This window comes from Yersinia proxima, assembly GCF_902170785.1.
In the GTDB taxonomy this organism is placed as follows: Bacteria; Pseudomonadota; Gammaproteobacteria; order Enterobacterales; family Enterobacteriaceae; genus Yersinia; species Yersinia proxima.
This window is the reverse complement of sequence record NZ_CABHYG010000011.1, coordinates 50,591-63,986: the sequence shown is the minus strand read 5'-3', so window position 1 is coordinate 63,986 and position 13,396 is coordinate 50,591. Positions and strand designations below refer to the sequence as shown.

Genomic DNA, 13,396 nt, shown 5'->3' with positions numbered 1-13,396 from the left:
TTTTTTATATTACGGCACAGATAAAATACGAGCAGTAAAGCCACTCAGCAGCCTGAGATCCTACAGATTAAAACCATCAGAATTTTCTGCACTAAAAAACACCAATCCGCCCTGAAATGCCCTATTAAAGTGCGTTTTATCCTCTCGGTAATTACCAATAAAGAGTTAACCCTTAGTAATTATCCAGTTGTTCAATGAAATATAATTCTGGCACTCCATTTGCTAATACCAAACTGGCTACACGCCAACAGACAGCGACGGTGCATCACGGGTGCGCTACAAAATTAAAATAGGCACGACTTTGCCTCACAGGACGCTTTCATGAAAAAAATAATGATTTCAACGCTGGTTGCTGCTGCATCATTGGTGGCATTGGCGGGTCAGGCCCATGCGGGCACTACTTTGGATGCGGTGAAGAAAAAAGGTTTTGTGCAATGTGGTATCAGTGATGGGTTACCGGGTTTCTCTTATGCTGATGCCAGCGGAAAATTCTCTGGCCTTGACGTTGATGTCTGTCGCGGAGTAGCTGCGGCCATCTTTGGTGATGCAGAAAAAGTAAAATATACCCCGTTGACAGCCAAGGAGCGTTTCACCGCGCTGCAATCAGGTGAAGTCGATATTTTATCCCGTAACACCACCTGGACATCATCCCGCGATGCCGGCATGGGGATGCTGTTTACTGGCGTGAATTATTATGACGGCATTGGCTTCCTGACCCACAATAAAGCTGGGCTGAAAAGTGCCAAAGAGCTGGATGGTGCCACAGTGTGTATTCAAGCCGGTACTGACACCGAACTGAATGTCGCTGACTACTTTAAAGCCAATAAGATGCAATACACCCCGGTCACCTTCGACCGCTCCGATGAAAGTGCCAAAGCGCTGGATTCCGGTCGCTGCGACACGCTGGCTTCTGACCAATCCCAACTGTATGCATTGCGTATCAAGTTAGGTAAACCAGACGAATTTATCGTATTACCGGAAGTCATCTCCAAAGAACCACTGGGGCCAGTAGTGCGCCGTGGCGATGAAGATTGGTTTGCCATTGTACGCTGGACACTATTTGCCATGCTGAACGCAGAAGAAATGGGCGTGACATCGAAAAATGTCGAAGAACTGGCAGCCAAACCGACCACTCCTGATATGGCTCACCTGTTAGGTCAGGAAGGCAACTACGGGAAAGATCTAAAAGTGCCGAATGATTGGGTGGTTAAAATCGTCAAACAAGTGGGTAACTACGGCGAAAGTTTCGATCGCAATGTGGGTATGGGCAGTGAGCTGAAAATCAAACGTGGACAGAATGCGCTGTGGAACAATGGCGGTCTGCAGTACGCACCTCCGGTTCGCTGATTTATACCCGTCATACTTCAAGCTGCATGCGCGTTGGCTACGCTCAAGAACCCGAATCACTTACTACAGTAAGCTCATCGGGATTATCTTACTTGCCGCCTTCCTGCAACTCGAATTATTTAGTGTATAGACTCCCCTCCGGCAGGCTAGCCCTGCCGGATGAATGACCCAGACCGAGGCCCACACCTATGTCACAACGCCCAACCGTTAAAGGTGCCTTTTCGCTGACCAATCCAGCGGTGCGCGCCTGGCTGTATCAAATTATCGCGCTATTGATACTGATCGGATGCGGCGCGTATCTTTTCCATAACACCATCACCAACCTGTCAACCCGAGGTATTACTTCGGGTTTTGCTTTCCTCAATAACAGCGCCGGTTTTGGCATTGTTCAGCATCTTATCGACTACGAGCAGGGCGATACTTATGGCCGGGTGTTTCTGGTCGGGTTATTCAATACCTTGCTGGTCTCCGTATTATGTATTTTCTTTGCTTCGATACTGGGCTTCTTTCTCGGATTGGCGCGCTTGTCGGATAACTGGCTATTACGCAAACTGTCGACCATCTATATTGAGACATTCCGTAATATTCCGCCGTTACTGCAAATCTTCTTCTGGTATTTTGCCGTTTTGCGCAACCTGCCGGGGCCAAGGCAAAGTCTGGATGCTTTCGGCGTGGCATTCCTGAGTAACCGCGGTTTGTATCTGCCATCTCCTGAATTTACCACCGGTTTTGTACCCGCCCTGATAGCGGTGTTACTGGCGGTTATCGCCATCATTGCATTGCAGCGCTATAACCATTTTCGTCAGTTACATACCGGGCAATTCCACCGCACCTGGCCTATAGGCTTGGTGCTATTAATCACCCTGCCCACACTGGCCCATTGGCTTTATGGCCCGGCGCTACACTGGGATTTGCCGCAGTTACGGGGGTTTAATTTTAAAGGTGGATTGGTACTCATTCCCGAACTGGCTGCCTTAACGCTAGCGCTGTCAGTTTATACCTCAACCTTTATTGCCGAAGTTATTCGCTCGGGTATTCAGTCCGTACCTTATGGCCAACACGAAGCCGCCCGCTCATTGGCGCTGCCCAACACTGTTACTTTACGTCAGGTGATTCTGCCGCAAGCGCTGCGGGTCATCATCCCGCCGCTGACCAGCCAATATTTGAACATCGTCAAAAACTCCTCACTGGCGGCAGCAATTGGCTATCCCGATATGGTGTCGTTGTTTGCCGGAACAGTGCTAAACCAAACTGGTCAAGCCATAGAAACCATCGCCATTACCATGTCGGTCTATTTGGTTATCAGTCTGTCCATTTCATTTTTAATGAATCTCTACAACCGGCGCATTGCGCTGGTCGAGCGCTAAGGGAAGCGAATGACGATGACATTAACTCGTGAGCCACCCAGCACGGTACGACCGGGCAACCCCCTGAGCCGCATAGTGTTTTGGGCCAAAAAGAATCTGTTCTCCAGTTGGACTAACAGCTTACTGACCCTTTTGTGCCTATGGCTGATGTGGCAGTTGATCCCACCGCTGCTGAATTGGGCCATTTTCAACGCCAATTGGCTGGGTACAACGCGCACTGATTGCACCCGAGAAGGTGCCTGCTGGGTATTTATTCATGCACGCTTTGGCCAGTTTATGTATGGCCTTTACCCTATTGAACAGCGCTGGCGCATCAATACCACGTTGATTATTGGCTTGATCACACTCATCCCGCTGTTCTGGCGTGGAATGCCACGCCGCGGCCGTTATCTGGCAGTTTGGGCTGTGGTCTATCCATTATTGGTATGGGTGATGCTATATGGCGGTTTCTTCGGGCTGACCCGCGTTGAAACACGCCAATGGGGTGGGTTGACACTGACCTTAATCATTGCAGCCGTCGGGATTGCTGGCGCGTTGCCACTCGGCATTTTGCTGGCACTGGCACGCCGCTCCAGTATGCCAGTGGTGCGTATTCTATCGGTGGTATTTATCGAGTTTTGGCGCGGGGTGCCATTAATCACCGTGCTATTTATGTCCTCGGTGATGCTGCCGCTATTTATGACCGAAGGCACCAGCATCGATAAGTTGATCCGCGCATTGGTCGGGGTAGTGTTATTTCAATCGGCTTATGTCGCAGAGGTGGTGCGCGGTGGCTTACAAGCCCTACCCAAAGGCCAAACCGAGGCCGCCGAATCACTCGGGCTGGGTTATTGGAAAACTCAAGGGCTGGTTATCTTGCCACAAGCACTAAAAATGGTGATTCCAGGGCTGGTGAACACCATTATCGCACTGTTTAAAGATACCAGTCTGGTCATCATCATTGGTCTGTTTGACCTGTTCAGTAGTGTGCAACAAGCCACTGTCGACCCCGCCTGGCTGGGCATGTCGACCGAGGGCTATGTCTTTGCCGCCGCCGTTTATTGGATTTTCTGTTTCAGCATGTCGCGCTATAGCCAGCATCTGGAGAAGCGCTTTCACACCGGACGTTCCACACATTGAGGCATAACATGAGCGACAATCAGCCAACCCAAGGCGATAAAATGATGATTACGCTGGAAAACGTCAATAAGTGGTACGGGCAGTTCCACGTATTGAAAGATATCAATTTGCATGTACGCCCCGGCGAACGCATCGTGTTATGTGGCCCTTCTGGCTCGGGAAAATCCACCACTATCCGTTGTATTAACCACCTGGAGGAACATCAGGAAGGAAAAATCATGGTGGATGGTATTGAGCTGAATGATGATTTACGCAACATCGAGCGGGTACGCACCGAGGTTGGCATGGTGTTTCAACACTTCAATTTGTTTCCGCACTTAACCGTGATGCAAAACTGCACGCTGGCCCCGAGCTGGGTTCGTAAAATGCCGAAGAAAGAAGCGGATGAGCTGGCGATGCATTATCTGGAGCGCGTGCGCATTGCAGAGCATGCACATAAATTTCCCGGTCAGTTATCCGGCGGGCAGCAGCAGCGAGTAGCCATTGCCCGCTCTCTGTGTATGAAACCCAAAATTATGCTGTTTGACGAGCCGACCTCAGCACTGGATCCGGAAATGGTGAAAGAAGTGCTGGATACCATGATAAGTCTCGCACACGAGGGGATGACCATGCTGTGCGTCACCCATGAGATGGGTTTTGCTCGTACTGTCGCTGATAGGGTTATTTTTATGGATCGTGGGGAAATTGTTGAGCAAGCACCACCAGCTGAATTCTTCTCCAACCCAAAATCAGAGCGCACACAGGCATTTTTAGCGCAGGTTATTCACTAACAAATTCATTACGTTGGGAGTTTCATTGGGTACTTCTGGGTGAGGGCATCCTCACCCTTTTTTATCCTTACTCACCCACAATATTGTCAAACAGAATTCGGTCGTGAGTGACATGCGACTCTGGACATAAAAAGATAAACTCAACATCGGTTGTTGCAGCCAATTGATGTGCTGTATCAGGATAAATACAGAATACTGAACCTTTAGCAAAGGCATCTAAGCGCTTATTTTTTAACGCACCAGCAATAACATCCGCAGTCCAGATAACCCCGTCTCCCGAGAGAATGATATACCATTCTTCACCTTTGGTATGACTGTGGCATCCTACGTATTCCCCCTGTCCAACCTTGGCTCCATAGGCCTGTAAACCTACTTTTTTAAACATTGTGATAATTGATATTCCAACCAAAGGATCTTCTATCGCATTATTATCATTAAAATTCGCGAAATTTATCATGTGACATATCCTTACATAGGGCAGAGTAAATAATACACTACAAGGAAAAATGAAATTGCTATTTAATAAATCATACACCCCTTAGAAATCATAGGAAACACACTTTAACCATACTAATAATTAATTAAGTTCGGGAGGTAACAGAAATGGAAACGTTATCAGAGTCACTTAAAATTCTAATACAATCTTGGGAGCACAGCTCAGAACCTTGGGGGGCTAAAGATAATCAGTCAAGATTTATTTATGCAAATAATAGATACCATAAATTATTAGCACTACCTGATAAATTCAGTGTGGAAGGTCGATTTGATGGTGAACTCCCCGCATCAACATCAGATTTTCAATCTGAATTTCAAGAGCATGACCGTAAAGTAGAATTATTACAGGATCGCGTAACATCAGTTGAAATACATGCCTTTGAGGGCAACTCATATTTTCAACCTTGGTTTTTTGATAAATACCCACTAATAGATGAAAATGGAATTTCTATAGGAACTATTTTTCACGGACGGACAGTTGACAACATGACATTGACTTATTTAAACAAAATAAAAATACCAACATCTCTTGTATTTACTCCACCATCAACTTTATTCTCCAACAGGGAATGGGAAGTGTTATTTTATATTCTGCATTCATTTTCAAGTAAAGATATTGCCAAAAAACTTTGTCTATCGCCAAGGACTGTCTGTAACATTATTCAAATCATCTATAACAAAGCAGGCGTTTCCAGTAAACGACAAATTATAGATTATTGTTATGAACAAAAAATCAATAATTATGTCCCTCAGAGTTTCTTCGAAGCCACAGGTTCTTTTACATTAATATGATGCCAAATAAAAACCAGCATCAATGATGGTAATTACCACAGCAGATGCCCCATCAGCGGTGCGCTGATAACTGTAATAATACCGGCCAGCATCATCACCAGGCTGGATACTACGCCCTCCTGTTGCCCCATCTCATAGGCTTTAGCCGTGCCGGCCCCGTGAGAAGAAGCTCCAAGGCCCGCGCCCTTTGCCAGGCCACTGCGCACAGAAAGACGTAGAAATAGCAAATCCCCGACCGCCATCCCAAACACCCCGGTAATCACCACAAACAGTGCCACTAAATCCGGTTGCCCACCCAACTGTTTTGCCGCTTCCAATGCAAACGGTGTAGTAATAGAACGCACCGCTAAACTGCGCTGCACTTCTTCCGATAGAGTTAATAACTTCGCTAACCACACCGAGCTGACCACCGCCACGGTAATGGCGGTAATAACCCCCGCTGTCAGAGACAACCAGTGGCGGCGAATAATCGACAGATTCTCATACACCGGCACCGCAAACGCGATAGTTGCTGGCCCTAATAGCCACAATAACCAATGCGTCTCACCAATATAATCCTGATAAGAGATATGGGTGACCACCAGCAGCAACACCAACACCATCGGCGTCAATACCAAGGGCATCAGCAATAATGACCGGCGGCGGCGATAGAGTTTTTTATTGGCGAAATAGAGTGCCAGCGTGGCAAGGAAACACGCAATACTGATAATAAAATCATTCATGATGATTAGACTTGCGGCGTTGTAGCCACACCTCAAAACGGTAAACCCGGTCAACTACCAAACCCGTTGCCGCCAGGGTCAGTGAGGTACTGACCGCGATAACGGCGAAAATCTTCCAACCGTCCACCATGATCAACTGGGCATAATTCACCACCGCCACCACCGCAGGAACAAAAAACAACAGCATTTCAGCCAACAACCAACGTGAACCAGCCTGAACCCAGCGCACCGGCAAAATCCGCAGCATAATCATAGCCAGCAGCAATAGCATGCCGACGATATTAGCGGGTAATGGCAGATGGAAAACGCTAACCAGTTGATCAGAAATAATAAATATCCCAGCATACAGTGCTACCTGAACCGGCACCTGTAAATGCGTGAGAACAGACGGCGCAAAACTGCGTAACGCCAACGACATGAGAAACCCCGATGGGAAATTTAACCAGTGCTCAGTATAGGCCGCAGGCAACCTTGCGAAAAATGAATTAAAATCATTAGAATCATGCCTAAATGGCATACTTCTCCACTCGCTGACAGGAAAAACATGGATATTCGAACATTACGTTATTTCGTTGAAGTGGTACGCCAGCAGAGTTTCACCCGGGCGGCGGAGAAGTTGTTTGTCACCCAACCCACCATCAGCAAAATGCTGCGCAATCTGGAAAATGAGTTGGACTGTAGCTTACTGACTCGTGAGGGAAGACGCCTTCATTTGACCGATAGCGGGCAGGCGGTTTATCAGCGCGGGCTGGTGATTCTCGACCAGTTTCAGCAGTTGGAAGCGGAGCTGGAAGACATCAGTTCATTAAAAAAAGGCAAGCTGCGACTGGGTATTCCGCCGATGGTTGGCACGCAAATGGCGGTACTGATCAGCGAGTTTCGCCGCAGTTACCCCGGTGTAGAACTGCAAATTGCTGAATTTGGCGGTTTAACCGTGCAGCAGGCGGTACTCTCTGGTGAATTGGATTTAGCCCTGACCGCCCTTCCCGCTGACGCCGATTTGCCGCTGACATCATTGCCGCTGTTCAGCCATCCATTGTGTGTGGTGGTGCCGCGCACCGTGTTTTGGCTCAACCGCACCACCCTCAGTATTCCTGAGTTAGCTGACCAACCCATCCTGATTTATAACGAAGATTTTGCCCTTTATCGCCAGCTAATGGATGCTTTTGCCGCTGGGGGGTTTACGCCGCAAATCGCCGTGCGTAGCGGTCAATGGGACTTTCTGGCTGCGATGGTGCAAGCCAATATTGGCATCGCGATTTTACCCGAGCCCATCTGTCAGCGCCTGGATAAAAGCGCTCTCCTATGGCTACCATTAGAACCGCTGATGCCTTGGCAATTAGGATTGATCTGGCGTCAGGGAAGTTACCTTTCTCACAGTGCGCAGGCGTGGATTAGCCGCTGCCGTGAGTTTTGGCCCAATGGTTCGTTGGTAGAAATAAAACCGGCTACTGATCAGTAGCCGGATTGAGGGATATTAACCTTCTTTTTCGATCAGCAGCGCTTCCAGCAAATCCAAATCGTGCAACAGTTTTTGCAGGGTTTCGTTGCTGATTTTCTGTGTGGCGCGCAAATGATACAGCTCGCCGCGTTCAGCCCGCAGCGCGGTTAAGCGAAAGCGCCGCTCCAGATTTTCGATGAGCAAAGTGTTTTCGACTTCATCTTTACTGCCCGTTCGTCGACGCAAAGTCCCGATGACGCGAGAGCTGACCTCTTTTAGCAATTCAGGATCGATATTCTCCTCACTGCTGGCCGCCAGACGCTCTTCCATCTTATTCAAGCTGACAATCGCCACTTCTGCCGCTGCCGCCCGCGCCAAACGAATCTCTTCGCGGCTGGCGCTTTTATCGGCAACAACCACGCCACGCAATAATGGTGGCAAAGCAATCACCCCGACAATCACCGACAGCAAAATGACGCCGGTGGCGATAAACACCAATTGGTAACGGGATGGGAAGGCCGAACCATCACTGAGGAATAACGGAATGGACAGCACACCGGCCAGTGTAATTGCCCCACGCACCCCGGCAAATGAGGCAACCCATAGTTCACGGGTGGTGTAATTACTGAACTCCAATGGCCGCTTGCTCAACAAACGCTTACTGAGTTTTTTCATCGACCACAGCCAGCCAAAACGTAGCACCAGCAATGCACCATAAATGATGGCGACGTCGGCAAACAGATTCCAGGTTTGAATCGTCGGATCTAACTCAGCCTGCACAATTGAGGTTTCGAGAATCCCCGGTAATTGCAGGCCCAGCAGGATAAACACCATGCCGTTAAACACGAATTCCAACATCGACCATACACTGTCGGCGCGTAATCGCATGGTGAGCGGGGCATTACGGATCACACCAGACTGACTAATGGTCATCCCCGCCGCCACTGCGGCTAAAATACCGGACACACCAATATGTTCTGCAATCAAGTAAGAGGCGAATGGCAACAGCAGCAGCAAGACGATTTGTGTGGCCGGATCATCGCCACTCCAGCGGCTCATCAGGCGCAGCGACTTACTGTATAGCCAGGTGACGGCCACACCAGCCAGCAGGCCACCAATCGCTACTTTCAGGAATTCCAGCGTCGCGCCAGACACCGTAAACACCATAGTGCCCATGGCAACGGCAATAGCAAACTTCAGCGCCACCAGACCGGAAGCATCATTCATCAATGCCTCCCCTTCCAGCACGCCCATAATTGATTTAGGTATGCGCCCTTTCCCCACGATACCGGACAACGCCACGGCATCGGTTGGCGACAGTACCGCCGCCAGCGCAAAGGCGGCAACCAGCGGAATACCTGGCACCATCCAGTAAATCAGGTAACCGATACCCACCACCGTGACCAACACTAACGCCAAGGCCAGACCAAATATTTCCCGCCCGTGGTGAATAAACTCCCGCGTCGGTGTTTTCCAGCCATCAGCAAACAGTAGCGGTGGAATAAACAGAACCAGGAATAATTCCGGATCAAAATCGACATGCAAACCAAAGTGGGGCCAGGCCAACAAAGCACCACAAACTATCTGCATCAGAGGGAGGGGAACTTGAAACGGTAACATTCGCGTGACAACGCCGGAAAGCGACACCACTAAAATCAGAATGAGGATTGTAAAAAAGATTTCCATGCTTTCCTTAGACTCAACTCAACGCAACACAAAACCTGATCGTACTCGCCCGTAAATAGGGCTGGAGCGCAGCTTTTGATAGTAGATCAATTTTTTGTGCAATGGGGAAAAAAATCGGTAATTGATGGCAGGAATAGACAAAGAAAGTAGGGGCATTACGGAGGGTAATGGCATCGGGAATATATTCATCCCGATGCCAACAAAAACTCAGGGCTTAGATTGCCCAACCGCCAGCATAGAATGCCACCAGCGCCACTGCGATAATTACAGTACCAAGATTCAGCTTACGCCATTCACCGGAGCAAATACGGCCAATCACCAATGAACTGAAGCCCAGCATAATACCGGTCACGATATTACAAGTCAGCACGATAAACACCGCGCAGAGCAAGCCAGACATCGCATCAACGAAATCTTCAAAGTCCAATTTAGACACGTTGCTCAACATCAACAAACCGACATACATCAGGGCCGGGGCGGTTGCATAAGCTGGAACTAAATAGGAGAGCGGTGAGAGGAACAAAATCAGCAAGAACAAGATACCGACGACAGTCGCGGTCAGGCCAGTCTTGCCGCCTGCTGCAGTACCAGCCGCTGATTCAATGTAAACTGCCGCTGGAGCTGCGCCCACCAAACCGGCGAAGATGCTGCTGACGGAGTCAGAAGTCAGCGCTTTACCGCCACTGATAATCTGACCGTCTTTATCCAGCAAGTTTGCCTGCCCTGCTACCGCACGGATGGTGCCAGTGGCATCAAACACCGCAGTCATCACCAGCGCCAACACACTTGGCAGTACCACTGGTTTCAGCGCACCCATGATATCAAGACTAAAAATCAAGGAGTTGCCGTTTTCATCTGCCAGACTTGGCATAGCAAACAATCCTTGATATTTAACACTCGGATCAAAAATCAAACCGATAACTGAGATGGCAATAATCACCAACAGAATACCACCCGGCACCCGCAGTTTTTCCAGACCAAAAATCACCGCCAGACCCAATAACGTCATCATGACCGGGAAAGAGGTAAATGCGCCCAGCGCGACCGGCAAACCTTCAATTGGGTTTTTAATAACCAGACCGACACCGTTGGCAGCAATCAGCAGCAGAAACAGACCAATACCGATACCTGTACCATGCGCCACGCCCATTGGCAGGTTGCGCAATATCCACGAGCGAATACCCGTCACGGAGATAATGGTAAACAGCACCCCCATCAGGAATACTGCCCCCAGAGCCACAGGAATACTGATGTGTTGGCCCAATACCAAGCTAAATGCAGTAAACGCCGTCAATGAGATGGCACAACCAATCGCCATCGGCAAATTCGCCCACAAGCCCATCAGCAAAGAACCCAGGCCCGCGACCAGACAGGTTGCAACGAATACCGCTGTTGGTGGGAAGCCCGCTTTGCCTAACATGCTCGGGACAACAATCACCGAATAGACCATCGCCAAAAAGGTCGTCAGACCGGCCAGCACTTCCTGGCGCACATTACTGCCACGTTCACTAAGTTTGAAAAACGCATCAAGCGAACTCTTCGGCTTTACTGCCTGGTTCGCTTGAGGATTGGTGCTAGACATGGTTATGTCCCCTGTGTGTCATTTTAAAGTCGTCAATAAGCCACGCGCTCTTTCCATACGTAATCGTTTCCGTCCCTGCCGATTAACTCGTCAATTTTCCCAACGTCGACATGACGGAGAAAATAGCAAACGATTAGCTGGAAATACGCATGACTGAAAAAAATCGAAGTTTAGGGTAGATGAAATTCAAGGCAAACGATTATCTAGCTATTCACAGCGACTAATCAACATCAGAAAGTGACATTTAATGCATTTTCTTACATTAATTTGTCTGGGGACATGCAATTCGAGTTACATGAAGGCAGGAAAAGAAGTGTGAGCGGTCTCACACCCATTTTTCTTGCATAATTCTTGATAGCTAATTGTGGGTTTATCCGTTTTCTAATTTGAACGCGCCGCCCTTTTCAATCGCTTGTTGATAAGCCGGTCGCTGATGGATGCGCACTAAGAAATCTTGCAGTTTCGGAAATCCTTCAAGCCCATTACGGGCGTTGATAGCCTCAATAGGAAAACTCATCTGGATATCTGCCGCACTAAAATCACTACCTGCAAACCATTGGTTATTTGTTAAATGCTGTTCCAGATAATCGCGATGAGTGGCAATTTGCTTATTCAGATAACTTTTCTGCACCCCATCACCCAATGCTTTGGCCACCGGACGAATAATCCACGGCACAGGCGGCCCACCGAAGCGGCTAAAGATAAGTTTCATCACCAGCAATGGCATCAAAGATCCTTCTGCGTAATGCATCCAGTAACGGAATTGTTGGCGATCATAATGACCGGTGGGCTTAAACAAGCCCTGCGCATCATAAGTTTCCTGCAAATACTCGATGATGGCACCCGATTCCGCCAGTGTCAGGTCACCATCAGTAATCACCGGTGATTTCCCCAAGGGATGGATTTTTTTCAACTCCGGTGGTGCCAACAAGCTGCCAGGATCGCGTTGATAACGTTTTAACTCATAGGGGACTTGCAACTCTTCCAACATCCACAAGATACGCTGCGAACGTGAGTTATTCAGATGGTGAACAGTGACCATAGCTAAGCTCCAGATGGTAAGTGACAGAATGAGTTGCAACTATTGATACATGATTATAGTTGAGTCACGGATAGCGCTTTATAAATCTGGCTGCTGGCTCGATATACCACTTATACGTTGTTTAATAAAAAACCCCGCCGAAGCAGGGTTTTATTTTTATACAGACGATTAGTTAGTGCTTAGCAAGCCACAGGATCAGAACGGAATATCGTCGTCAAAATCCATTGGTGGCTCATTGCCGCCTTGTGGTTGTGCTGCTGGTGCTGACTGAGCCGGGCGTGACGCCTGCTGACCGCCGCTGAACTGGTTGCCTTGTGGCTGCTGAGGTTGACCCCAACCGCCTTGTGCGCCGCCGTCTTGTGATGCACCACCACCCGCCGGAGCACCGCCGCCTTGACGGCCACCCAGCATTTGCATAGTGCCGCCCACGTTAACCACAACTTCAGTGGTGTATTTCTCAACACCAGCCTGATCTGTCCATTTACGGGTTTGCAATGCGCCTTCGATATAGACCTGAGAGCCTTTGCGCAAATATTCACCAGCAACTTCCGCTAGTTTGCCGAATAACACCACCCGGTGCCATTCCGTCTTTTCTTTCTGCTCGCCGGTTGCTTTATCACGCCAGCTTTCGGAAGTGGCCAGGGTGATATTGGCAACAGCACCGCCATTCGGCATGTAGCGGACTTCCGGGTCTTGGCCCAAATTCCCGACCAAAATCACTTTGTTTACGCCTCTGCTGGCCATGTGAACTCTCCTGATGAAATAAATTTTGTACAGTATAAACCAGTGAGTTTAACACGCTAGCAGGTAAACGGCACAACTGATCATCACTGCGCAATGCATTGCAAATTTATTGCAATAACCGCCTTAATTGCACCCGGATACTGGATATCCATTCAGGTTTTTTTGTGTCATAATTATCCGTTTCGTACTGGCTGTGTCCTTTTTTGACGTTGCAAAATGCGTCTATACATTACTCAAAGTAGTTGGAGTTGCAGGTAGGCGGCAAGCGAGCGAGTCCCTATGAGCTTAC

The 13,396-nt window shown here is 48.7% G+C and carries 13 protein-coding genes; 6 read left to right on the top strand and 7 right to left on the bottom strand.

What is annotated here, in order from left to right:
* Positions 1-321: 321 nt before the first annotated feature.
* The 4 genes from FTB31_RS09145 (at position 322) to FTB31_RS09130 (ending at position 4,603) form a co-directional block, all read left to right on the top strand.
* Positions 322-1,347, top strand: coding sequence for an amino acid ABC transporter substrate-binding protein (locus tag FTB31_RS09145; protein WP_005174361.1), 1,026 nt, complete (start codon positions 322-324; stop codon positions 1,345-1,347).
* Between the two features lie 188 nt (positions 1,348-1,535).
* Positions 1,536-2,714, top strand: a complete 1,179-nt coding sequence (locus tag FTB31_RS09140) for an amino acid ABC transporter permease (RefSeq protein ID WP_050078193.1) — start codon at positions 1,536-1,538, stop codon at positions 2,712-2,714.
* Between the two features lie 15 nt (positions 2,715-2,729).
* On the top strand, positions 2,730-3,833 hold the full coding sequence (locus tag FTB31_RS09135; RefSeq protein ID WP_050078269.1) for an amino acid ABC transporter permease: 1,104 nt from the start codon (positions 2,730-2,732) through the stop codon (positions 3,831-3,833).
* A gap of 8 nt (positions 3,834-3,841) precedes the next feature.
* Entirely contained in the window at positions 3,842-4,603 is a 762-nt protein-coding gene (locus FTB31_RS09130) for an amino acid ABC transporter ATP-binding protein (RefSeq protein WP_005174366.1), read from the top strand.
* Between the two features lie 67 nt (positions 4,604-4,670).
* Here the strand turns inward: FTB31_RS09130 and FTB31_RS09125 are convergent, their stop codons facing one another.
* On the bottom strand, positions 4,671-5,060 hold the full coding sequence (locus FTB31_RS09125; protein ID WP_050078189.1) for a cupin domain-containing protein: 390 nt from the start codon (positions 5,058-5,060) through the stop codon (positions 4,671-4,673).
* 146 nt (positions 5,061-5,206) lie between these two features.
* Here FTB31_RS09125 and FTB31_RS09120 point away from each other — a divergent pair, with 146 nt between their 5' ends.
* Positions 5,207-5,890: a helix-turn-helix transcriptional regulator gene (locus tag FTB31_RS09120; RefSeq protein WP_077295434.1), complete on the top strand. Its 684-nt coding sequence runs from the start codon at positions 5,207-5,209 to the stop codon at positions 5,888-5,890.
* A 32-nt stretch (positions 5,891-5,922) separates the two neighbouring features.
* Here FTB31_RS09120 and FTB31_RS09115 read toward each other — a convergent pair whose 3' ends face one another.
* Together FTB31_RS09115 and FTB31_RS09110 are read right to left on the bottom strand one after the other, a co-directional pair.
* Positions 5,923-6,612 carry an LrgB family protein gene (locus FTB31_RS09115; protein ID WP_050078187.1) on the bottom strand — a complete coding sequence of 230 codons (690 nt, stop codon included), beginning with the start codon at positions 6,610-6,612 and terminating at the stop codon, positions 5,923-5,925.
* Positions 6,605-7,030 (bottom strand): CidA/LrgA family protein, encoded by a 426-nt coding sequence (locus FTB31_RS09110; RefSeq protein ID WP_050078267.1) that lies wholly within the window; start codon positions 7,028-7,030, stop codon positions 6,605-6,607. The genes FTB31_RS09115 and FTB31_RS09110 overlap by 8 nt, the downstream gene beginning before the upstream one ends.
* 126 nt (positions 7,031-7,156) lie before the next feature.
* Here FTB31_RS09110 and FTB31_RS09105 point away from each other — a divergent pair, with 126 nt between their 5' ends.
* Complete coding sequence (locus FTB31_RS09105) at positions 7,157-8,074, top strand: LysR family transcriptional regulator (protein ID WP_050078186.1); 918 nt, start codon at positions 7,157-7,159, stop codon at positions 8,072-8,074.
* Between the two features lie 15 nt (positions 8,075-8,089).
* On the opposite strand, the gene FTB31_RS09100 is transcribed toward FTB31_RS09105, so the two are convergent.
* The 4 genes from FTB31_RS09100 to FTB31_RS09085 all read right to left on the bottom strand — a co-directional run bounded on the left by FTB31_RS09100 (position 8,090) and on the right by FTB31_RS09085 (position 13,107).
* A complete protein-coding gene (locus tag FTB31_RS09100; protein WP_050078184.1) occupies positions 8,090-9,739 on the bottom strand; it encodes a Na+/H+ antiporter in 1,650 nt (549 codons plus the stop codon).
* A gap of 214 nt (positions 9,740-9,953) precedes the next feature.
* Complete coding sequence (locus tag FTB31_RS09095; RefSeq protein ID WP_050078183.1) at positions 9,954-11,321, bottom strand: NCS2 family permease; 1,368 nt, start codon at positions 11,319-11,321, stop codon at positions 9,954-9,956.
* A gap of 370 nt (positions 11,322-11,691) precedes the next feature.
* Positions 11,692-12,363, bottom strand: a complete 672-nt coding sequence (locus FTB31_RS09090; protein WP_050078182.1) for a glutathione S-transferase family protein — start codon at positions 12,361-12,363, stop codon at positions 11,692-11,694.
* Between the two features lie 195 nt (positions 12,364-12,558).
* Positions 12,559-13,107: a single-stranded DNA-binding protein gene (locus FTB31_RS09085; protein WP_050078181.1), complete on the bottom strand. Its 549-nt coding sequence runs from the start codon at positions 13,105-13,107 to the stop codon at positions 12,559-12,561.
* Positions 13,108-13,396 lie beyond the last annotated feature (289 nt).